This window comes from Paenibacillus sp. FSL R5-0517 (assembly GCF_037974355.1).
In the GTDB taxonomy this organism is placed as follows: domain Bacteria; phylum Bacillota; class Bacilli; order Paenibacillales; family Paenibacillaceae; genus Paenibacillus.
Map to the genome: position 1 here is coordinate 1,834,135 of NZ_CP150235.1, position 23,144 is coordinate 1,857,278.

Here is a 23,144-nt window from a genome sequence, read left to right on the forward strand (position 1 = left end):
GTTGCACGGAGCCCCTTTTTCCTGAACCACCAAATCGGCTTTGCTGGCATCAGCCTTGATGAGGAGGACTCGCAGGATGGCTGGAATTCTACAACGTAAGACATGGATATTCTCCACAGTGATCATCGTGGCGGCAGCTTGCATCATTCTATATGTAACTTCCGGCGCTGATGAGAGTGCAGACGTTCCACCTGGCAGTCTGCCTGCCATTGAAGTGGATGCGATCTTGCAGCAGACCCGGCAGAAGAAGGGATACGAACAGTATCGCTCTGGAACAGACCAGGCTTCGCAGCCAAGTGTGGACATCACCATTGAAGCGGGAGATTACATAAGAGCCGAAGGTGAAGACGTCCGCAAACTCACTAATTATGAGGGAATGGATGGTGTATCTCTCCATACCGGAGAGACCGGACAAGTCGATTGGACCATTAACGTGCCGGAGACCGGGCTGTATAACCTGTCCGCAATCTATTATCCCGTTGAAGGCAAGAGCTCAGCTATTGAACGTGCATTGTACATTGACGGTGAACTTCCTTTTGCGGAAGCCGCCTATTTGCAGTTTGATCGGGTATGGGCCAATGAGAAAGATGTTGTGGAGCAGGACAATCAAGGCAATGACCTTCGTCCGAGACAAGTAGAGCAACCACGCTGGATGGAAGAAACGTTTCAGGACTCCGACGGGTACGAGCAGGCTCCATTCAAGTTTTATTTGGAAAAAGGGGAACACACCCTAACGCTAAAATCTTCGCGTGAACCCATGGTGATTCGGTCCATACGCCTTTTCAATGAGAAGACAGCCGTTCCTTACGCAGAGACTGCGGGGGCACAACAGTCGGATTCCTCCGGGCAGCCGAAGGATGTCCTTATTCGCATTGAAGGAGAAGCCGCTATTGCCAAATCTTCACCTACGTTATACCCGACGAACGAAAGGTCAAGTTCTGCAGTATCTCCTTACAGTGCTTCCCAGGTACGCATCAATACGATTGGTGGCTTTAACTGGCGTCTGCCAGGACAATGGATTGAATGGGAAGTGGATGTGCCGGAGAGCGGACTGTATCATATCGGTTTTACCGCACAGCAGAATTTTGTCAAAGGCATCTATTCTACTCGCAAACTGACCATTGACGGTGAAGTTCCGTTCGCAGAGATGGCCCAAGCGCCTTTTCGTTATCAAAGTGACTATCGCATTGACGTCATGGGTGGCAAGGAAGCATACAAGTTTCAATTGGAAAAAGGAAAACATGTGCTGCGGCTGGAGAACAGCCTGGGTGATTTTGCGCCCCTCATCCGAAATGTGGAGGACAGTCTGTACAACTTGAACTCCATGTACCGGCGCATTCTGATGATTACAGGTACCAAGCCCGATGAATTCCGGGATTATCGGGTGGAACAGCAGATCCCGAACCTGCTGGAAGTGTTCAGTGGGGAGAGTAAACGACTCAAAGACGTGGCCGCACAGCTTCGTCTTCTATCAGGACAGTCCAGCGATCAGGAAGCACTGATCAAGACGATGGCGCAGCAACTGGACGAGATGATTGACAAGCCAAATACCATACCAAGAAGGCTTGGAGCATACAAAACCAACACAGGGGGTCTCGGCACATGGGTGCAGCAGGCACGAGAGCAGCCCCTTGAGATCGACGCCCTGTACGTCACTTCCATCGACCAAGATATTCCCGGTACAGGCATGGGGCCAATTGCCAAGCTCGGTCATGAAGCGAAGATATTCTATCATTCGTTCTTCATTGATTATAACCAGATCGGCAATGTAGCTACATCAGAAGATCAGCGCACCGTAACCGTCTGGATTGGCAGCGGGCGGGACCAGGCGAATACGATGAAGGCGATGATTGACAAGACATTTACACCAGACAGTGGCATTAACGTGAACTTGAAGCTGGTCAACATGGGAACCTTGCTGCCAGCGACCTTGTCGGGCGAAGGACCCGATATTGCCATGCAGATCGGCAATGATCTGCCCGTGAATTTTGCCATGCGGAATTCGGCTGTAGATCTGACGCAATTCAGTGACTATGGCACCGTAGGGCAGGAGTTCAGGGAAAGTGCAATCGTACCGTATGCCTATGACTCAGGCGTATATGCCTTGCCGGAGACGCAGACCTTTAACATGCTGTTTTACCGTAAGGATGTGCTCGAAGAACTGGGACTTGAAGTACCTCAGAACTGGGAGGATGTTGAGGCTCTGCTCGCGATTCTGAGCAAAAACCATATGGAATTTGGCATGCCGGTTGTAACCCAGGCCAATATGCAGGGGGTCAATATTCCACCGAACTCGCAGTATGCCACAATGCTGCTTCAGAACGGAGGCGCCTTCTATAGGAATGATGACAAGGAATCGGATCTGGATTCCCGGATCGGGATTGAGACCTTTAAGCGATGGACAGAGTTCTATACCGATTACAAGCTGGAACGGGAATATGATTTTGCCAACCGTTTCCGGACAGGACAGATGCCTATTGGGCTAACGGATTACACCATGTACAACCAGCTGTCCGTATTTGCACCAGAGATTCGGGGATTATGGGGATTCGTTCCTGTCCCGGGAACCGTTCAGGCGGATGGAACCTTGAATCGGGACGTACCGGGTGGAGGCAGTGCAGTCATGATGCTGGAGGGTGCCAAGGATCAGGATGCGGCGTGGGCGTTCATGAAATGGTGGACCAGTGCACCGATTCAGGCGGAATTCGGACGGGAGATGGAAGGTCTGATGGGCGCAGCGGCTCGTTATCCAACGGCCAACATCAAGGCACTGGATTCCCTGCCGTGGCCTGCCGAGGATTACGCCAATCTGAAGGCGCAATTTGAAACAGTGAAGGGTATTCCCGAAGTACCTGGTGGTTATTTTACAGGCCGCCATCTATTCAATGCATTTTACAAAACCGTTGTTGGCCAAGTGGAAGCCAGGGAATCCATCATGGATTATACCCAATATATTCAGGACGAGATTCGAGTGAAGCGTAATGAATTTGGTCTTCCGTAAGCAGAGGGAGGGTTAATCGTGCCACAAATATCACTCCGAGACGGACAAAACAGTCCTCCTGAGAAAGCGTCAAGGATGGGCATGAAATCGTGGTGGAGCTGGAAGCTCCAGGAAATGAAGGCCAGCAAACATTCCTATGTTCTGCTTGCACCTTATATGCTGCTGTTCGTCATGTTTACCGTGATTCCGGTTGTCATCTCGATCATACTCAGCTTCACCTACTTTAATATGCTGGAATTTCCGCGGTTTATTGGCTGGCAGAACTACACCCGCCTGTTTCTGGAGGATGATGTATTCCTGATTGCGATCAAGAATACGTTGTTGTTCGCCATTATTACCGGGCCAATCAGTTATATTGCCTGTTTCGTCTTCGCGTGGATCATTAATGAGTTAACACCGAAATGGAGAGCGTTCATGACGTTGATCTTCTACGCGCCCTCCATCTCGGGCAATGTGTATTTTATCTGGCTCATGATATTCTCGGGAGATCGTTATGGTATTGCCAATGGGCTGTTGATCAAATGGGGTTTTCTGCTGGAACCGATCCAGTGGCTGAAGACGGAAGCCTATATTATGCCCATCCTCATTCTCGTGCAGTTGTGGCTGAGTCTGGGAACCGGATTTCTGGCATTTATCGCGGGTTTGCAGACGGTGGACCGGACGTTATATGAAGCGGGCGCGGTGGATGGGATCAAAAATCGCTGGCAGGAGCTGTGGTACATTACCTTGCCTTCGATGCGTCCACAGCTCATGTTCGGCGCGGTCATTCAGCTCACAACTTCGTTTGCCGTGGCTGATGTGTCGATTGCACTGGCCGGGTTCCCAAGCGTGAACTATGCGGCAGAGACGGTGGTCACCCACTTGATCGACTTTGGTACAACGCGGTTTGAGATGGGATACGCATCGGCGATTGCGACCGTGCTGTTCATGATCATGGTGGGCACCAACTTGCTGGTACAGAAACTGCTTCGAAGGGTGGGAGAATAACCTATGGCTGCAATTGCAACAGGCAAAAAGCGAGTGAATCGCTCGCTATCGGGAAGCCTCTCCCTGTTTGCCCTTCTGCTCGTATTTGGTGCCTTCATGGTGCTGCCGCTGATCTATGCGATCAACAATGCATTCAAACCATTGGATGAGATTTTCACCTTTCCGCCAACGCTGTTTGTCAAAAATCCCACATTCAGCAACTTTACAGATCTGCTGAATCTGCTGAGTGACTCGTGGGTGCCGTTTTCACGCTATATATTCAACACGGTATTTATTACAGGTATCGGAATTGTAGGTCATGTGCTTCTGGCTTCCGCAGCCGCCTACCCGCTTGCGAAGCACAAGTTTCCAGGCAAAGTATTCATGTTCCAAGTGGTCGTACTATCACTGATGTTCACACCGGCAGTTACGGCCATTCCGAACTATATGATCATGTCATGGCTCGGATGGATTGACACGTACTGGGCTGTTATTATTCCGGCATTTGCCTATTCACTTGGGTTATATCTGATGAAACAGTTCATGGAGCAGATCCCGGATGCACTGCTGGAAGCGGCCAAGATTGATGGTGCCAGTGAATACCGGATCTTCTGGTCCATTGTCATGCCCAATGTGAAGCCAGCCTGGCTTACATTGATCATTCTGCTGTTCCAGATGTTATGGGGCAGTGATGGCAATGGGTACATCTACAGCGAGCAGCTCAAGACCCTGCATTATGCAGCAGGTCAGATTATTCAGGGCGGAATATCCCGGGCAGGAGCAGGTGCTGCGGTAGCACTGATTTTGATGAGTGTGCCGATCACGCTATTTATTTTCTCTCAGAGCCGAATCATTGAGACGATGGCGAGCTCGGGCATGAAGGATTAAGGGGGAACGATATGGCACGCACAGTGAAAAGATGGCTTGTTCTCCTGGCGGCAGTATCTCTGCTGCTGGTGAATGCCGTGCCTGCGGCGGCCTCCCCGGCGCCGTATGAGAGTTATAACTACAACTACTGGAAAGAGGCTGTTCCTTCACCAGATGCCTATCTGCCCAAGCGCACCATTTCAGGCCGTGACCTCGGCATTAGTGAGTTCAAAGACCCCGGTGATGTGAACGTTTCTCCGTCCGGGTTGATCTACATTTTGGATAGTGGCAACAATCGAATTGTCGTATTGGACCCGGAATTTAAGTTGCTGCGCGTTATCGATGGATTCATGACAGAGGGCAGCAAAGAGAGCTTTAATCTTCCGGGCGGATTGTTCGTGAATGAAGAAGAACACATATACATCGCCGATACGGGAAACAGTCGAGTGGTTGTTTTGGATGGAGAAGGGAGGCTGCTTCATATCATAACCGAGCCGGAGTCGGATATCCTGTCGACCCAATTCCAGTTCCAGCCCTTGAAACTGACGGTTGATCATGTAGGTCGCGTATATGTTGTGGCACAAGGGGTCTACGAAGGCATTATGCAGTTTGACGAGAGTGGGACATTTATCGGATACGTCGGTACCAACAAAGTGGAGCGGGACTACGGCGAATATATCTGGCGCATGTTATCCACCAAAGCCCAGCGTGCACAGATGGTTCTGTTTGTGCCAACAGAGTTCTCGAATGCGGATATTGACCCCAAAGGATTCGTGTATGCGACGAATATTGATCCAGGCTCGAATGAACCGATCAAACGGCTGAATCCGTCTGGCGAAGATGTACTGAAGCGGTTTGGTTATTACGACGTCAAAGGCGATATCCGGTTCCGTAACAATCCCGGTCCATCCAAACTGATTGATGTGAAAGTGCTCGGCGATGGCATGTACAGTGTACTGGATGCGACACAGAATCGGGTGTTCACGTACGACGATGAAGGTCATCTGCTCTACATATATGGTGGCAAAGGAAATCAGGTGGGCACGCTCAAAACGCCAGTTGCGATTGAACAATCGGGTGAGCACCACTTGGTTCTGGACCGGGGGAAGAACAATCTTGTTGTCTACGAGCCAAGCCGTTTTGGTTCCCGTGTGAATGAAGCGGTCGCACTCCACTATCGAGGCGAGGACACGGAAGCCGTGAATATATGGAGAGAAGTGCTTAAGTTGAATGCCAACTATGACATCGCCTATATCGGCATCGGCAAGTCCTTATTAATGGAGAAGAAAAACGAGGAGGCGCTGGGTTACTTCGAACTTGGGATGGATCGCAAGAGTTATTCTGTCGCGTTCAAGAGGCATCGGCGAGAGATGATGAAGGAACATTTTGGTACATTCCTGACCGCTGTGATTGCGCTGATTGTCATTCTGATCCTGACCCGGGTGGCGGCTAAATGGAGACGGAGGAGGCAGGTCGATCGTGAAGCAGGATTTCATTAAGTTTCCGCTGCATCTCATTTTTCACCCCATTGATGCATTCTGGGACCTCAAGTCGGATAACCGGGGACGGCTGTTTGTTGCTTTGGCAGCACTCGCGCTTACCATTATCATGATGATTCTGCAAAAGCAGTATGCGGGATTTCTCGTCAATTACATTGACCCTCGCACGATTAACAGCATCATTGAGATTGCCACAGTTGCGGTGCCTTTCTTTCTATGGTGTATGGCCAATTGGGCAGTAACAACCTTGATGGAAGGGGAAGGCAAGTTCAGGGAAATCGTGCTGGCAACAGGTTACTCGCTCATTCCGGTTATTCTGGTCTATGCCCCGATGATCGTGATTAGCCGGTTCATGGTGCAGGAGGAGACTGCTTTTTATTACCTGTTCAATAGCATCGCGTTTTTCTGGTTTGTACTGCTTCTGTTCATTGGCATGATGACGGTACACCAGTACACGGTGGTTAAAACGATCGTTACGATGGTGCTGACACTCATTGTGATGGGTATTATTGTATTCCTTGGCGCACTTGTCTTCAGCATGCTGCAACAGCTGTACGAATTCGGTTATAACATTTACCGCGAGTTGATTTTTCGGACCTAAAGGAGGCGGCATCCGTGAACCAAAGGCAACGACTATATACGGTGCTGGCTGGTGGTGCAGCTGTAATCATGATTGCAGCCGGGCTGATGTATATAAACAACAGGGGCATTCCTGCCGTAGAAGCTGCGGCTTATCTGGACACAACAACCAGAGCTATGCCTGTCACGGAGGAACCATTGAAGTTCCTTGTCGACTCTTCGCAGGGGGTGCCTGGTATGCAATTGGTCGCCGAAGATCAGGGCTTGGCTCTGTACTATAACGAGGAGACAACGGAAATTGCAGTACGTGACGGGAAAAGTGGAGAGGTCTGGTACAGCAACCCGAAAGAACGGGCTGAGGATGGTCTTGCTTCTGCGTATGAGAAAGAAGTGCTGTCCTCCCAGTTGAACGTGTCTTTCCGGGATTCGATGGGCACTTTGGAGAACTTTCCAAATTTCAGTTCGAGTATAAGCAACAAACAATTCACAGTGGGCCAGATCGATCAAGGGATTCGTGTCAACTATACACTTGGTGATACATCACTTGGGATTGATGCATTGCCGAAGTTGATTAGCAAACAGCGACTGGAGGAGAAGGTTCTTTCCAAGCTGGACGCTTCTGTCGCTAGATACACATCTGCCCGTTATTATCCAACCAAGAACAATCCGGATATTCTGGAACGGCTGGATGGACAGATTTCGAAGCAGCTTGTGCTGAACAAGATGTTGAGTGCATTTGAGACGGCAGGTTACACGGCGGACGATCTCGCTTTTGACAATCATGAGAATGGAGTCGAAGGCGGAGGCGTATCGGATAAGCCAAGCTTCGTGATTTCTGTGGAATACCGATTGGATCAAGGGGCGCTTGTTGTGACCGTGCCTCTGAGTCAGATAGAGGAAAGTGGGCAATACCGTATCCGAAATATTGATTTGCTCGCTTATTTTGGTGCTGCGGATACGAAAGGTGAAGGCTACATGCTGGTACCTGACGGTTCGGGTAGTCTGATCCACCTGAACAACGGGAAAACCCAGGAAGAGCAGTATGTACAGCGTGTCTATGGTGCAGACCCGAATGATAATTCGCTCAGTCGTCCTCAGGTTAGTGAATCCGCGCATATGCCTGTGTTTGGTCTGAAGAACGGGGAGAATGCGTGGTTTGCAGTCATTGAAAAAGGGGACGGCATAGCCAGTATCTCCGCGGATATTGGAGGCAGACAGAACAGCTACAACCATGTGCATGCAACCTTCTCGTTGCGGGGTGAGGATGAACTGGAGATGTACACCTCGCAGAAAATGCAGGAGATTCAGCTGCTTGGCGAAGAGCCTTACCGTGGAGACATTCAGGTCCGCTATCATTTCCTTCATGGAGAAGATGCCAGTTACTCGGGAATGGCCCGCCTGTATCAACAGCAGTTAATAGAACAGGATGTGCTGAAACCCCTCGCGGAAAAGACAGCGTTGCCGTTTTATGTAGATGTGCTTGGTGCAGTGGACAAAAAGGCTTCGTTCCTTAGCGTACCCTATCGGACCACTTTAGCTATGACGACGTACGAACAGGCCATTGAAATGGCAGCGAAGTTACAGCAGAATGGTGTGAACCGTGTACAAATGCGGTATCAGGGATGGTTCGGCGGTGGTGTCAGCCATCATACGCCAACCCAGGTGAAGTTGGACAAGGAAGTAGGCAGTCGTTCCGAACTTCAGGCATTGTCAACTAAGCTGGAGCAGTCGGGTGGAGCTTTGTACCCGGATGTGGCTTTCCAGCATATTTATCACGATGATATGCGTTTTGCTCCTTCCTCGGATGCGGCGCGGTTTGTTACTAAGGAGACAGCAGAACTGTATCCATACAACTCTGCGCTTAATCGTATGGATCAGAGTAAGGACAGCTATTATCTGCTCTCAGCGGCCAAGCTTCCTTATGTGGTGAGTGAGTTTACTGATCAATTCAATCAACTGGACCTCGGTGGATTATCCCTTCGTGATCTGGGGCAGGTCCTGACTTCGGATTACCGGGATAGTCGGGTGATTCATCGGGAGACGGCAAAAAACATAGTGAAGGAGCAGCTGGGCATGTTGGCACAGTCCTATCCGAACCTGATGGTATCCGCAGCGAATAGCTACGCTTGGGGTAGCGCACAACATGTTGTAAATGTACCCGCAGGGTCAAGTCGGTTCAATATTACCGATGAAGAAGTTCCTTTTTATACGATGGTCATTCATGGATACATGAACTATACGGCATCTCCAATGAACATGTCGGGGGATCAGGATCTCCGCAAACAGTTGCTGCGAAGCTTGGAGCTTGGAGCAGCTCCGTATTTCCAATGGACCTATGAACCATCATCCAGGCTGAAGCTGACGAATTATGATTCGGCCTACGCAACGGAGTACAGTTATTGGGTGGATGACGCCATTGCTTTGTATAAGCAGGCCGAAGACGTACTGGGAGATGTGGTGAATGAGAAGATCCTCAGACATGAACGCATTCAGGAAGGTGTGGTCCGAGTCACCTATACTGGCGGTACAACCATTATTGTGAATTACAATGCGGATGCAGTAACTGTGGATGGAACGACGGTTGGCGGGACGGACTATGTGGTGGGAGGAGTGAACCGATGAGAACCATTCGATTATCACTGAAGTCACGGAGAGCGCTGCTTGGACTTGCATTTATTTCGCCGTGGCTGCTCGGTTTCATCTTCCTCTTTGCCACACCGCTCCTGCAATCGATTCGGTTCAGTCTGAGTAATCTGTCCGTTGCTCCGGGAGGATACGTTCTGGACTTTGTTGGATTCAAAAATTTCAAGGATGCGCTTCTGGTTGATGCTACATACAACCGGATTCTGGTGGATTCCGTAGGAGCGATGTTGCTGAATGTGCCGATGATTCTGTTCTTCAGTCTGTTTACAGCAACACTGCTTAACCAGAAGTTCAGAGGTAGGACGATGGCACGTGCGATCTTCTTTCTGCCGGTTATTCTGGCTTCCAGTGCAGTTGCAGCAGCAGAGTCTGCGGGATTAATCAATCTAATGGGGGATGCAAGTGCTGGCGATGCGGCCGCTGATGGTGGTGCCTCGTTCAATGTGGTATCCATTGTGCGGATGCTGGCGGATGTGGGATTGCCAATGGCCTATGTGGATTACATCGTTGAAGCCATCATGCGGATCTATGAGATTATTAGCAGTTCGGGTGTGCAGATTCTGATCTTCCTCGCCGCGCTGCAATCGGTACCGGGATCAATGTATGAGGTTGCGAAGATCGAAGGGGCGACAGCCTATGAATCGTTCTGGAAAATAACATTTCCCATGGTCAGTCCATTGATTCTGACAAATGTCATCTATACAATCATTGATTCCTTTGCCGGAAGTCCGGTCACGCAGGCGATCTATCAGACCGCATTCAAAACCCAGAACTTTGGCTTAAGCTCGGCGATGTCCTGGCTGTATACGCTGGTGATTGGCCTTGTACTGATCGTAGTGGGCTGGGCACTGTCACGGCGTGTTCATTACAACTGACAGTTCACATTGAGGGAGGTTTCAGATTATGGCTGCATCAGGGACAGATCGCATGGTGGTAGTTCCGAAGCAGAATTACCACATGCAGCGGGTGCGAAACAAGACATCGGACCTTCTCTATTCCATATTCAGATATGCTTTGGTCATTGGTATTTCATTTATTATTTTATACCCGTTATTTCTCAAAGTGTCAGTGGCGTTCAAGGATAAGCAGGATATCTACAATCCAACGATCTATATGATTCCTCAGCACGTTACATTGGATAATATCCGGCTTGCGGCACAAGTGATGGATTACCTGCCTCTGCTGGCAAACACGTTATTGTTCGTTACCATCACAACGCTTCTGACAGCCATATCCTGTGCACTTGCCGGATACGGCTTTGCTCGGTTTTCTTTTCCAGGTAGCAATGTGCTCTTTGTCCTGGTCATTCTCACCATTCTGGTGCCAACAAGCACACTCATGGTGCCGATGTATCTGCATTTCCGCAGCTTTGACTTTATGGGCATCATCCAGTTGTTTACCGGAAAGAATGGCATTAATCTGCTGAATACGTATTGGCCTTCCGTGATTACGGCGGCAACAGCGGGAGGGCTGAAGGCGGGGTTGTTCATCTATATTTTCCGGCAGTTCTTCAAGGGCATGCCGAAGGAGATCGAGGAGGCCGCCCTGATTGACGGCGCTGGCGGATTCAAGACGTTTGCCCGTATCATGTTGCCCAATGCCATCTCACCACTGATTACGGTCATTCTGTTCTCCTTTGTGTGGCAGTACAACGATACGTTCTATTCGGCATTATTCATGAGTGAAAGTCCACTGATTTCACTGAAGGTGGCTTCCTTGCCTGCTCAGGCGAACCAGTTGATTCCGCAACTGATGGGCTTTGGTTCTAACTCGGGCATTAAGGCCGATCCGAACTATGTGGCCATGATTGTGGACACAGGTATTTTGCTGGCGATTGCACCGCTGATTATTTTGTATCTGTTTGTGCAGCGTTATTTCGTGGAGAGCATTGAGCGCTCAGGTGTAGTGGGTTAAGGGGAGCGTTGAATTGAGATGAAAGAAGCGTGGGTATTCGCTGTAACAATTCATGCGAATACTCACGCTTCTTTCTGGTGGGGTACATATGTAAATGGAGCTGTCCTTTGGAGAAACATTATAATCTGTTTCGAACCAAAATCTAGTTTGCCGGTTGTAGCATATCTCGGATATTGGGATATAAATTCACACTGTTCGTGAATAAGATATATGATTGATTAACCGTACGGATCAGAATCCTCTCGCTTGTGCCATTAACCGGACCGATCCGAATGGCGGATGGTTCGCTGCCACCGTACGTATCATCCAGAGTGACCGATGAGATATGTGCGATGGGGATTTCGATTTTGGAGAACTGCCAGCGGATGACCAGTTGATCTTCTATTTTTTTTACGTTAACACCAAACATAGGTTGATCTCCTCCTGTTGTAATTCATATCATTGTAGTAATCTCGTATGTCCAGTTTATCATATTATGGATAAAATTACCTTATTAATAATGAAGGGAGTGGAAGGGTTGAACGACTGGAATGCCTATCATTATTTTGAACAAAGTCTTGGTCCTTTCAGAAATCTCTCCAGCCTGTCTGCGGATGAAGCAGAAGCAGTAACTCAGCAGATCCGTCTTCAGGGAAGGAACTTTGCCAGTCGGCGATCCGCAGATTACATGGCCATTCGCAGAATGCTTGAGCATAGAGCTTATGAGCAGTTTGTTGCCAAAGGTGGAAAGCCGTTGCAATCATATCCCCATTACCTGACGCTTGGCGCATGTGAATGGTTGTCGTCCTGGTATTCAGAACCTGATCATGTGCTCATTCCGTGGGGTGATCTTCCTGTCGATGTTGTGAGTTTTACCTACGGGGACTTGTTTCCAACGATGAGGTTTGACGATGCTAAACCTTATCGTAAGCAGATTTATACCAAAGATGAAATCATCGAAGTGATCCAAACCTATGGTTGGCCTCAGGAATGGAACCGTCAGGGCGATAAGGGGCCGGAACGTTATATTGAGGTGCAAGTGTGGGACGAGCGGTTCATCCAATCGTACACACGGGTGTAAGATAACGGGGATGGATACAGGATTAACCATAAGACATACCGAATACAAATAGAGAAATGAGTCAGCTTAAACTCCAACACAAAGGGTGTGCCACATGACGAATCTATTCGAACATTGTTCAGGTCAGACATTATCTGCCAACCTGGGATGGCTGAACGAGCCAGCAGATTGGTCCATTGAAGACGGCAAAGTAACGATAACCGTTTCGCCAGTCAGTGACTTTTTCATTGATCCGGGAGGTGACCCGGTGAAAGCCTCAGCTCCATTTTTACATACGATAATCAAGGGAGATTTCAGCATCGTCACTCAAGTACAGGTGGACATGAAAGAACAGTATGACTCGGGCTGTCTGATGGTAATGGTGGACGATACGAATTGGGCTAAAGTCTGCTTTGAATTTTTTGAAGAACAGCCGTCCATTCTCAGTGTTGTGACCCGTGGTAACTCGGATGATTGTGTATCATCCCCTGTAGATGTCAGCAAGCCTTATCTGCGTGTAGCTCGTGCAGGCAGCAGCTTTGCTTTTCATTATTCCCAGGATGGTGAGAAGTGGAAACTGGTACGTTATTTTGGCCTTGATTGCCCCGAAGAGATCAAAGTTGGCATCGTGGCCCAATCCCCAATCGGGCAAGGGACCACAGTTACTTTTGCAGATGTATGGCTTCAGCATGGACTGACCGGAAGTGTACGCCGAGTAGAATAAAAAACGATCAGAACGTTGTTCTGTCATTTATTTCACTCGAATTAACAATCCGAACAGGCCGAGTACAGCAAAGGCCAGAAATGCCGTTGTATTGGAGAACACTTCAATCGTGTAACCTGCCATGGATGAACCGAGGAATTGCCCAGCACCCAGCGCGAGAAAGGCAAGACTAATTCCGATGGATACATTGGGACTGAATAGTCGCGTTGCCCAAACGATAAATACACTGGTCAGGAAAATATATGTGCTGCCAAATATGATCGCAGAGATCAGGCTTGCCGCCATGGATGGAAGCAGGATTACCCCCAGCGAGATAGCCAATAAAAGTATACCTATCCGGTAGGACCACCCAATCTCAATACGTTCAATAATGCGTCCGGCGCATCCACCGAGTATCCCCATAACCCCCATCACAATCCAGAACAACACGGCTTCCGAATCGGAGGCCCCTTTCTCGTCCGTGAGGAAGTTTCGGGCAAAGGTCCAGTAGATTGCGGAACTAACACCTGTTAACAGACAAGCCATCAGAAGAGCAGACCCGGGTCTGGTTGGTTTCATACATGTCCAGAGCGACTTGGTACAAGGCAGTGTCTTGGTTGCCGGAATGACACGTCTGTTCCACAGCAGAACTACAACACCGATCACGGCAAACAGGATGTAGGTTAGACGCCAGTAATCCGTGAACAGCCAGTAGAGTGGACCGGATATAACAATTCCGAAGCTGGTCCCTGTATTAATCCAGCTGTTGCCTCTGGCTTGCAGATCCGGTGCAAGTTCCGCATTAACCGTGTTACCAAGTGCCGGAGAGGCCCAGCCTGTACTTAAACCGGCTAGAAATACACTAAATGCAAGAACCCATGCATTCTGAGACAGGGCAATGCCGGTTAATCCGAGCACTGCGCTGATGCCTGCCAATTGAATGACATAATGGTGCCCCTTGTGATTAATCAACAGGGGTGCCGTTAGAAGGGACAGACAATAGGCAATATACGTTCCAGAGTTAATCGCCCCAGAGGCTGCGTCATTCAAGTGTAAGGCTTCCGAAATTTCCGGCATAAACAATCCATAACTGAATCGCCCGAATGCATAACATACAGCGATAAGTGCAATGCCTGGAAAGATAATTTTTTTCATAAAATCCACCGCCTTTTAGATAGAACGATCATTATATTTTCACTTAAATAAAAAAGTGAGTTGAACTACTAACTCACCCGGAATAGGACTACTTGAAACTGGTTTGCGTCATATGGATCAATTCTCGGCAGACGTCATTTACATTTTCTGTCTCAGCAAGTGCCGTAGAACCCTCCAGCAGCAGGGCAAATCGTATCAGATCTTGATCACTTGCAGCAGGCGCCAATGTTTGGATTAACGTTCGCATATGTCTTTTATGTGCATTCACTGTCTGGACGATGATATGGTCTGCATGACCTCCGAATTCTTCTTTGGCGCGTAAGAACAAGCAACCTCTTGACTCGTGTTCTTTCAACCAAGTTGCATGTCCTTCAGCCAGATTGAGAAACATGGGTTGTTCTTTATTGTTTGCATATTGCCTTAACTGTTCCAAATAACGCTGTTCGCGCCGGAGGAGCACCTGAACGATAAGGTCATCCTTGGATTCAAAGTGGTTATATAACGTCATGATGGCGATCCCGGCATCTGTGATAATTCGCTTCAATCCAATGGAGTGGAAGCCATGCAGATAAAATAATTCTTCAGCCACGTTCAAAAGCATTTCTTTTTTGCTGCTCATAATCAGGAATGTCCTCTCTTGAAAATAGGATAGAACGATCATTATACCTTATAAACGTATAAAAAATGGCTCACACTGTCAAATCGTGTGAACCGTTTCAATCTCCATTTGATGTAGGGCCTCAATCCATTCTGTCGAACATTCGGAGTCTGTAATGACCATTGATACGTGATTCATGGGGGAGATCTGTGCAAACGTGGATCGACCAAATTTGGTGTGATCGGCTACCAAAATGGACTCTTCTGCTCGTTCCATCATTCTGCGGGAAACAAGTGCTTCTTCCAGCAAATAGTCTGTTACACCATCCATTAACGAAACACCGCCGGCAGAGATGAATGCTTTGTTTACTTTGAACTGACTCAGCAATTCATGTGTGACTGGCCCCGTGGAAGCTTGTACCGCTGAATTGATTTCACCTCCAGCAAAAATGATTTTACCTGCAAAACCTTCCAGCGCACAGGTGAGGATTGGAACTGAGTTGGTGATGACAGTCACCTGTGAACGATTTCTTAGTTGACGCATGATCTCCAGTGTTGTTGTGCCATTGTCCAACATCACGGTTTCACCATCTTCAATCAGAGCGGCAGCTGCTATGCCGATGCGCTGTTTCTCACTCATCTGAAGCTGCGCACGCTTTTGAAAAGGGGCTTCGATCATTCCTGAACGTACACGAACAGCTCCGCCATAGACTTTACGCAATTCGCCTTCCTTTTCGAGTCGATCCAGATCACGTCGTATGGTTTCTGTAGATACCTGAAACAGATCTGCCAAAGCCTGAACCTGAACTTTCCCTTGGGTAGCCAAACGAGTAAGAATAGTGTTTTTGCGCTCTTCGTACGTTAGAGACATACGTTGTCGAACCTCCTGTATTGCGTATACATATGTATTTTAAATTTATAATTCGTGTAGTCTTGTGGATTTATGTTGATTTATATAGTTTAAAAGGTCAAGCAAAGCTTGTCAATTTGCCGAATATGTACTTTAAAAGAAATAAATCTGCACCGTCTAGGATCTTGATTATTTTGTTATCCAAGAACATGGGACAGAGATGTGATGATGAAGTTAATGATGTATTGACAGTACTATCATGTGAAGATAAGATCATATAAAACAACATAATGTCACAAGAAACAACATACGGAGTGTAACGAGATCATAATTATATAACATGTATTTTTACTTACTAATGAGGGGGTCAAAAGAGTGAAGCGACAGCTGACTTTTCAAAAAGATGGAACGTTTAAAATTGTGCAGTTTACAGATCTGCACTGGAAAGACGGTCGTCCTGAGGATATCAGAACCCGGAAGTTAATGAATACCGTTGTTCAAGCGGAACAACCCGATCTGGTTGTGTTTACAGGGGATGTGATCTATACGGGGCCGGTAGATCAGGGGAAAAAGGCATGTGAGCATCCGGAGCAGGCTTTCCGTGAGGCCGTAGCAGTTGTGGAAGAGTGTGGCATTCCGTGGGCATTTGTGTACGGCAATCACGATACGGAAAATCGGATTACTCCCGATGGATTAATGGATGTCATTCAGGAGCATGAGTATAACGTGACAGAGCCTGGTCCAAGCCAGATTGCAGGGATGAGCAATTACACGCTAGAGGTAGCCGATCCGAATGGGAGTCCGGCTGCAGTATTGTATTTCCTCGATTCAGGGAGTTATTCCACAGTTGAGTCTATTCCCGGCTATGACTGGATTCAGCCCAATCAGATCCAGTGGCTGATGTCTGAATCCATACGCGTCAATCCCGGCCGCAGCCGCGGAGATAAGCTACCCGCCTTGGCGTTTTTTCATATCCCGATTCCTGAATACCAGTCCATGTGGGACACGCAGATCTGTTATGGCAGCAAGTACGAGCCTGTCTGTTCTGCCCAAGTGAACTCGGGGCTGTTCTCTGCACTGCTGGAGATGGGCGATGTGATGGGAACCTTTTGCGGACATGATCATGTGAATGATTTTCACGGGAATTACCATGGCATTCGTCTCTGCTACGGGCGTTCGAGTGGGCACAGTACATATGGAAGGGAAGGCATGCTGCGCGGAGGACGCATCATTCAGATGAAGGCGGGACAACGCAGCTTTGATACATGGCTTCGTCTGGAAGACGGCTCTGTCGTGAAGGAGCAGCCAGAACATCAACCTGGGAGCGCTTCAGCACAATAGATTATATAAAAGAGTAATGGAGTAGAGAGGAACGTTTTGATTATGATTTTACCTATAATGCTGGTACTGGCTTCCGGGATGGCTCATGCCGTCTGGAGCATGTTTACCAAGCGCAGTCTGAATAAAAGTGTGTTTTTGTGGTCCATCATGATGATTCCAACGATTCTATTGCTTCCTGTACTCATTGTGGAATTGGCACGTGAACCCTTATCCATGGCAGCCTATGCGCTACTGATTCTGTCGATGGGCTTGCAGGCATTGTACTCTTGGCTGTTGTCTCAGACCTACGAACTCGGCGATCTATCTCAGATCTATCCGATTATGCGGGGAACGAGCACCTTATTGGTACCTCTAATCGGAGTTACTTTTCTGGGCGAAACCTTATCATTGTACGGCTGGATCGGCATTGCGTGTATGCTCGGCGGATTTACGGTGCTCAGTGGTGCCGGAAGCAGAGATGTTAATACGGGCTCGCGTGTAACGGGATTGAAGCCGGTTTTGATGGCTTTATGTGTAGGTTTATGTACAACCAGTTACGTGTTCGTGGATAAGCTGAATCTGGAACATATCTCACCCTTATCATTACTTGAAGTGACCAACATTGGTTTTGTCGCCGGTTTAACCCCTGCGTTGCTGGCTTCTCGTCAACTGCGTCAGGAGTGGAAGGTGAATCGATCGACCATTATGCTTGGCGCGTTACTGAATCCGGGCTCGTATCTGTTGTTTCTGTTTGCGTTACAGCAGGCACCGATGGCAAGACTGGGTCCCCTTCGGGAAGTAGGAACGATATTTGCAGCCTTCCTCGGTATTTTACTGCTGAAAGAACAGCAGGGGAAAAAGCGTATTCTCTGTTCCGTCGTTATTTTTGCAGGCATTTTGCTAATTGGGATGTGGGGCTGACTAAAAAAATGAATCAGATTTCTTCATGCAATCCCCTCAGGTGAATGACCTTAAGATGCATCTGTTCAGATGACACTTAGGTGACCGCCTGAGGGGATTTGTTCATTTTATCGGAGACACCCAAACATGATATATTGGATGCAGGCAGAGTAAGCAGGTAGAATAGATTGAGGGAGTGAGTAGAGCATCGGGAGTAAAGAGAAGGACCACTTGTTGCATGAGGAGAAATTCATCCGGGCAATTGCGGAGCACGAGCAATTAATGCATGACCTGCGGAGAGTCCGAGGTCTCCATTTGCCACAATGTTACATAGGTGCAGGATATATTCGCAATTATATCTGGGATGTTCTTCATGGATATGCTGTTCGAGAGCTGCATAGTGATATTGATGTTGTCTATTACGATGCGCAAGATCTGCGAGAGGAACGAGACATACAGTTGGAGTGTCAGCTTCGTGAGTTGACAGGCAATGCCAAGTGGTCGGTCAAAAATCAGGCCAGAATGCATCTGCGCAATGGCACAGATCCTTATCTTTCTACTGAAGATGCTCTTCGCTATTGGCCAGAGATTGTGACTGCCATAGGCGTACAGTTGGATGAAGAAGATCGGGTTAACATCTGCGCTCCTCATGGTCTGTATGATCTGTATGCGTTAATGGTTCGTCGAAGCCCGTTCTTCACGGATGCTGATTATTATAATCAACGCGTACAGAAGAAGTGCTGGCAACAACAGTGGCCCAAACTAACGATAATAACAGACTGAAAGATAAGTGATTTGCGGAAGTGCAGGTACAAGAAGGAGTGTCTACGGAATTGATGAAAAAGTTCTTACAGAAAAATGGACTGATCATTGATCTTGTCCTGTTGGCATGTTTTGTAGCTTTTCTGGTCTTTTGGGGCCAGAGGTTTGCGGTCATGTTTTTCGGAATGATCACGGTGGCTTTTATCGTGCTAAGACGGATTGACTATCAGAAGCATGTTATTCTGAAACGGATTATCCTTACCGGATTTGGTGTGGTTGCCGTCTCCTTTGTCATTGTTGAAGCACTTGTGTTCACACAGCTTAGTGCGAATGATCCGGAAGAAGCGGACTATGTCATTATTCTGGGTTCAGGCATTCGGGGAACGGAATTGTCATTGACCCTCAAGCAAAGGTTAGATGCCAGTCTGGACTACATTCGCAGTCACCCTCAGACGCCGGTCATTGTATCGGGTGGACAGGGACCCGGGGAATCGATTCCCGAAGCGCTTGCCATGAAAAACTATCTGATTGAACAGGGGATTAACCCCGCCCAAGTCATTATGGAAGATCGCTCGACGAGTACACAGGAGAATCTGGCCTTTTCCAAAAAAATCATTCATGAATCCGGATTGGAGCACCCCGAGATCATGATTGTCACCAGTGATTATCATATGTTCCGTTCCAAATATATCGCTGCCAAGAACGGGTACGCGGCAGAATACGGTATATCGGCCCCGTCACCGGGATATTTGAAGCCGGTCAACATGATCCGTGAATATTTTGCTACGATCAAAACGTTTATCTAATATGCAAAAAGGACGAAGCGTAATACTTATGCTTCGTCCTTTTGCATATATGGGTGTACTTGTTCCTTAACGTTGTGTTACTTCTCTGAAGGAACAAGTACAGCTTCAGAAATCTGATCCGCAGGCGCTACCATCTCAGAAGATGAGGCAGGAGAAGGAACGGTTGCAGCCTCGGAAGGGAGGGCTACCATCTCAGAAGATCCAGCAGGAGAAGGAACTGTGGCTGGTTCTACAACTTGAACTTCAGAGGGTTCAGTAGTCGAAGGAGCTGGTATATTTTCTGAAACTTCATCTTCAGGGATAGCCACGATTTCAGGCGTTTTGGAAGCAGCGGGAGCAGTTACAGCTTCAGAAATTCCGGATTTAGATGGAGAAGCTGCGATTTCAGGAGTTTCAGATACGGTAGGAACAGGCACGGCTTCAGTAGCTTTGGCCTCTACTTTAACCGTATGGTTTGATGCCCATACTGCGGTGGATGTACTTACTCCTGTAATAAGCAATAGGGCCCCCATACTTAACATCCAGTGTTTCTTGTTCAGTTTCTTCACGTTAAACATGTTCATCAATCTCCTTTTTAATTGTTTGCCTTCACCCGACAGGGATGAACAAAATTGAGCAGGCATATTCTTGGTTCCAGCCATCACATTTAAAATTGTCTCACCATATTGTCTTCGTTCTTCGTGGGACATCTCTTTCACCACATCTTCATCACAGGCTAATTCGCTCCAGGTATGAATGTCCCGGCGAATTATATGAATCAGGGGATTGAACCAGTGCAGGGCACTAACCCCCAAGGTCAGAGCTTTGACCCACAGATCTTGATGTTTCAGATGTACCAACTCATGATGAATCACCATCTTGATGTCCATCTTTACCGTATTTTCGGGTGGAAGATATATTGTTGGTTTAAACAAGCCGACCAGTATAGGGCTCCGTACTGCCGTGCTGTGAGCAAGCGTGATATTGCGTTGGATACCCAAAGTCTCTTTGATCAATGGCAGCTGTATAGCGGCTTCACTATCATAGAGAACTGGTGTACGTGTGCGTGATAGTTCATTCAAAAATCTCCGATAACAGTACACCTGCCATGCAGAAAAACCGATGACGCCAATGCCCCATATGCATAACAGGGACCAGGCTGTAGTTACAGAAATGGTTTGTGCCGAGATAAATGTCCCTGCAAGTAAGCTTGTAGATGTTGCATGCTCCATACTCGGTACAGTTGATGTAGGAGGGAATGCAAAACCCAAAAGCCATGAAAGGCCAAGGGATACCGGGAGCAGATAGAACAAGAGAGCCATTTTACCGAGTCTGTAGAGCCACTTGGTCGGAAAAACAGATACAGGTATGAGTCGCAGAGTCAACATACATATGGCAACGATACTTCCAGCCACGGTCAGGCTGCACAGAATTTCAAAAAAGATGTTCATGATCTGCACCTACTTTTCCGAAAGCCATTTTTTCAGTTCTGAAATGTCATCGTCTGAAAGCTTATCGCCGTCATACATGGCCGAAACCAAATTCTTGACAGAACCTTGATAAAGCCCATCAAGCACGTGCTGTGTTTCCTGTAGTTTATAGTCTTCTGGTTGTAGAAGAGGTTTGTAATCATTGATTCTTCCACGCCTCGTCACGGTAAGAGCGCCTTTATCCACCAATCTGGACAGAAAGGTAGACATGGTCTGCGCTTTCCACGCTTTCCCTTTCTCAGCGAATATGTCTAATAGCTCTGTCGAGGTGACGGGTGGATCGCATGACCATATAACGACCATTAACTCCATTTCTGTTTCGGATAATTTTTGAATCTGGTTCACCGTGAACACTCCTTAACATCGTTATGCGTCCATAACGAGCATATTACTACACTACGTAGTACGTATAAACTACTACAACTTGTAGTGGATAGTCAAGTTATCCTGATAGATGATTGCCAAACCATGTTATAATATAGGTCATTAATAGAAGAACGATGTAGGAGTGAATGATCATTACAGCGTATCAATTACCTGCTCTCTATGAGCAGAAGCGAGTTTCAATGCAAGAAATGGAAGAGATTGTACGCCTATTGGCCCAAGCCCCGCTACTATATGATGATGGAGAGAGCATTCAGGTTCAGGACTATCTGGAAGGATTGGAAGTCGAACTTGAGCATGAGGTACGCCTTGCTGTGACTGAATTGTATGCACTGGCTGTTCAGGCCTGCCGCGTCTTCGCTGATCCATTGGCGTACGAACAACTTCAAGATGCGCTTGGGTTACAGGCTGAGTTATGGCAGGAGGAAGTGCTTACTCTTGCGAAGTGGATGGACTGGCTGAAGCAGATCAGTGAAGGAAAAAGAACACTGCCCGAGTACAACTTTACAGCCATGCTTGGGACTTTGCCGGACGGATTCATGATCCATGACTTTTATGATGAGCTCCGATATCAACTGGAACAAAACCCTGCAAACACATGGGCTATCGAAGAGCGGGATCGCTTGTACACGGCGCTGGGTGCGAATTAAATCAAACCAACGGGTCACCAGCGGTGTTTAATCTAATATCTGTATTTTGCATGCATAGAAACAGGTTGATCTATCTCTTGCGAAATCTTTACCCAGTATGGGAAATGAGGGGATACCTTGAAAAAGATTGTATTAGCTGGTGGAACGGGTTTTGTTGGACAGGAGTTTGCCCAAAGGTTCAGGAAGCTAGGTTATGAGGTGCTGATTATCTCGCGTCAGCCCGGTCATATTGCCTGGGAGGATCGTACAGGAATCATAGAGGCACTGGAAGAAGCAGAGATGTTGATTAACCTGGCAGGTAAATCGGTGAACTGCCGTTATACGGATGAGAATCGCAAAGTCATTCTGGAATCCAGAACGCGTACAACACGTATTCTCGGTGAAGCCGTCCTGGCTTGTAAACATCCTCCCGAACTATGGATTAATTCGAGTACGGCGACCATATACAGACATGCTGAAGATCGTCCCATGACGGAAAAAGAAGGCGAGATTGGCTCTGGCTTCTCGGTCGACGTTGCCAAAGCTTGGGAACAGGCTTTCTTTGAATTCAGTTTGCCATCTACACGTCAAATTGCATTGCGAATTGCGATTGTGCTGGGCGAGGGCGGCGTGATGGTGCCCATGACGAACCTGGTCCGTTTTGGCCTGGGAGGATCTCAAGGTGCAGGAACACAGCAATTCAGCTGGATTCATATCGAGGATCTGTTCCGCATGGTGATCTATTTGCAAGAGCATCCACACTTAAATGGTGTGTTCAATGCGTCCTCTCCGCATCCGGTTACAAATCGGGAGCTCATGGCACGTCTGAGAGAACAGATGGGCGTTCGGATCGGGCTGCCTTCTCCTCGCTGGATGCTTGAACTGGGCGCACGATTCATCAAGACCGAAACAGAGCTGGTTCTCAAAAGTCGATGGGTCATTCCTGAGCGACTGGAGGGGGAAGGCTTCACTTTCACCTACGGAACGTTAGATGTCGCTCTTGCCGAGATCCTGAGTAAGAAGAAATGACACTATATAAAAAAGAAAACACAACAGCAAGG

The 23,144-nt window shown here is 47.9% G+C and carries 22 protein-coding genes; 16 read left to right on the forward strand and 6 right to left on the reverse strand.

Annotated features, from left to right (window positions below; genetic code table 11):
• The first annotated feature begins 76 nt into the window (after positions 1-76).
• From MKX40_RS08245 to MKX40_RS08280, 8 genes are all read left to right on the forward strand, one after another.
• A complete protein-coding gene (locus tag MKX40_RS08245) occupies positions 77-3,001 on the forward strand; it encodes an extracellular solute-binding protein (RefSeq protein WP_339240720.1) in 2,925 nt (974 codons plus the stop codon).
• Positions 3,002-3,076: 75 nt separating this feature from the next.
• The gene (locus MKX40_RS08250) at positions 3,077-3,988 is read left to right on the forward strand and encodes a sugar ABC transporter permease (protein WP_091032984.1); all 912 of its coding nucleotides are present in this window, start codon (positions 3,077-3,079) and stop codon (positions 3,986-3,988) included.
• Positions 3,989-3,991: 3 nt separating this feature from the next.
• A complete protein-coding gene (locus MKX40_RS08255) occupies positions 3,992-4,855 on the forward strand; it encodes a carbohydrate ABC transporter permease (RefSeq protein WP_017689719.1) in 864 nt (287 codons plus the stop codon).
• Positions 4,856-4,866: 11 nt separating this feature from the next.
• On the forward strand, positions 4,867-6,333 hold the full coding sequence (locus MKX40_RS08260) for an NHL repeat-containing protein (protein WP_339240721.1): 1,467 nt from the start codon (positions 4,867-4,869) through the stop codon (positions 6,331-6,333).
• Complete coding sequence (locus MKX40_RS08265) at positions 6,314-6,934, forward strand: YIP1 family protein (RefSeq protein WP_339240723.1); 621 nt, start codon at positions 6,314-6,316, stop codon at positions 6,932-6,934. Before MKX40_RS08260 ends, MKX40_RS08265 begins: the two co-directional genes overlap by 20 nt.
• A 14-nt stretch (positions 6,935-6,948) precedes the next feature.
• Positions 6,949-9,534, forward strand: a complete 2,586-nt coding sequence (locus MKX40_RS08270; protein WP_339240724.1) for a DUF5696 domain-containing protein — start codon at positions 6,949-6,951, stop codon at positions 9,532-9,534.
• On the forward strand, positions 9,531-10,430 hold the full coding sequence (locus MKX40_RS08275; RefSeq protein ID WP_339240725.1) for a sugar ABC transporter permease: 900 nt from the start codon (positions 9,531-9,533) through the stop codon (positions 10,428-10,430). Before MKX40_RS08270 ends, MKX40_RS08275 begins: the two co-directional genes overlap by 4 nt.
• 28 nt (positions 10,431-10,458) lie before the next feature.
• On the forward strand, positions 10,459-11,469 hold the full coding sequence (locus MKX40_RS08280; protein WP_339240727.1) for a carbohydrate ABC transporter permease: 1,011 nt from the start codon (positions 10,459-10,461) through the stop codon (positions 11,467-11,469).
• Positions 11,470-11,611: 142 nt separating this feature from the next.
• Here MKX40_RS08280 and MKX40_RS08285 read toward each other — a convergent pair whose 3' ends face one another.
• The gene (locus tag MKX40_RS08285; RefSeq protein ID WP_339240728.1) at positions 11,612-11,878 is read right to left on the reverse strand and encodes a hypothetical protein; all 267 of its coding nucleotides are present in this window, start codon (positions 11,876-11,878) and stop codon (positions 11,612-11,614) included.
• A 108-nt stretch (positions 11,879-11,986) separates the two neighbouring features.
• Between MKX40_RS08285 and MKX40_RS08290 the strand changes: the two genes are divergently transcribed.
• Positions 11,987-12,529: a hypothetical protein gene (locus tag MKX40_RS08290; protein WP_339240729.1), complete on the forward strand. Its 543-nt coding sequence runs from the start codon at positions 11,987-11,989 to the stop codon at positions 12,527-12,529.
• A gap of 94 nt (positions 12,530-12,623) precedes the next feature.
• Positions 12,624-13,232 (forward strand): DUF1349 domain-containing protein, encoded by a 609-nt coding sequence (locus tag MKX40_RS08295; RefSeq protein ID WP_339240732.1) that lies wholly within the window; start codon positions 12,624-12,626, stop codon positions 13,230-13,232.
• A 27-nt stretch (positions 13,233-13,259) separates the two neighbouring features.
• Here the strand turns inward: MKX40_RS08295 and MKX40_RS08300 are convergent, their stop codons facing one another.
• The 3 genes from MKX40_RS08300 to MKX40_RS08310 form a co-directional block, all read right to left on the reverse strand.
• Positions 13,260-14,366 carry an MFS transporter gene (locus MKX40_RS08300; RefSeq protein WP_339240733.1) on the reverse strand — a complete coding sequence of 369 codons (1,107 nt, stop codon included), beginning with the start codon at positions 14,364-14,366 and terminating at the stop codon, positions 13,260-13,262.
• An 88-nt stretch (positions 14,367-14,454) separates the two neighbouring features.
• Positions 14,455-14,985, reverse strand: a complete 531-nt coding sequence (locus MKX40_RS08305; RefSeq protein WP_339240734.1) for a TetR/AcrR family transcriptional regulator — start codon at positions 14,983-14,985, stop codon at positions 14,455-14,457.
• 78 nt (positions 14,986-15,063) lie between these two features.
• On the reverse strand, positions 15,064-15,834 hold the full coding sequence (locus tag MKX40_RS08310; protein WP_339240735.1) for a DeoR/GlpR family DNA-binding transcription regulator: 771 nt from the start codon (positions 15,832-15,834) through the stop codon (positions 15,064-15,066).
• Between the two features lie 354 nt (positions 15,835-16,188).
• Here MKX40_RS08310 and MKX40_RS08315 point away from each other — a divergent pair, with 354 nt between their 5' ends.
• The 4 genes from MKX40_RS08315 (at position 16,189) to MKX40_RS08330 (ending at position 19,601) form a co-directional block, all read left to right on the forward strand.
• Entirely contained in the window at positions 16,189-17,154 is a 966-nt protein-coding gene (locus tag MKX40_RS08315; protein WP_339240736.1) for a metallophosphoesterase family protein, read from the forward strand.
• Between the two features lie 42 nt (positions 17,155-17,196).
• Entirely contained in the window at positions 17,197-18,054 is an 858-nt protein-coding gene (locus tag MKX40_RS08320) for a DMT family transporter (RefSeq protein WP_339240737.1), read from the forward strand.
• A gap of 213 nt (positions 18,055-18,267) precedes the next feature.
• The gene (locus MKX40_RS08325) at positions 18,268-18,816 is read left to right on the forward strand and encodes a nucleotidyltransferase family protein (RefSeq protein ID WP_223868836.1); all 549 of its coding nucleotides are present in this window, start codon (positions 18,268-18,270) and stop codon (positions 18,814-18,816) included.
• A 53-nt stretch (positions 18,817-18,869) separates the two neighbouring features.
• The gene (locus tag MKX40_RS08330; protein WP_339240739.1) at positions 18,870-19,601 is read left to right on the forward strand and encodes a YdcF family protein; all 732 of its coding nucleotides are present in this window, start codon (positions 18,870-18,872) and stop codon (positions 19,599-19,601) included.
• 77 nt (positions 19,602-19,678) lie between these two features.
• Here the strand turns inward: MKX40_RS08330 and MKX40_RS08335 are convergent, their stop codons facing one another.
• Positions 19,679-21,031, reverse strand: coding sequence for a M56 family metallopeptidase (locus MKX40_RS08335; protein WP_339240741.1), 1,353 nt, complete (start codon positions 21,029-21,031; stop codon positions 19,679-19,681).
• A 9-nt stretch (positions 21,032-21,040) separates the two neighbouring features.
• Positions 21,041-21,415 (reverse strand): BlaI/MecI/CopY family transcriptional regulator, encoded by a 375-nt coding sequence (locus tag MKX40_RS08340; RefSeq protein ID WP_339240744.1) that lies wholly within the window; start codon positions 21,413-21,415, stop codon positions 21,041-21,043.
• Between the two features lie 167 nt (positions 21,416-21,582).
• Here MKX40_RS08340 and MKX40_RS08345 point away from each other — a divergent pair, with 167 nt between their 5' ends.
• Together MKX40_RS08345 and MKX40_RS08350 are read left to right on the forward strand one after the other, a co-directional pair.
• Positions 21,583-22,104, forward strand: coding sequence for a hypothetical protein (locus MKX40_RS08345; protein ID WP_339240745.1), 522 nt, complete (start codon positions 21,583-21,585; stop codon positions 22,102-22,104).
• A 117-nt stretch (positions 22,105-22,221) separates the two neighbouring features.
• The gene (locus tag MKX40_RS08350) at positions 22,222-23,112 is read left to right on the forward strand and encodes a TIGR01777 family oxidoreductase (protein ID WP_339240747.1); all 891 of its coding nucleotides are present in this window, start codon (positions 22,222-22,224) and stop codon (positions 23,110-23,112) included.
• The last annotated feature ends 32 nt before the right edge of the window (positions 23,113-23,144 follow it).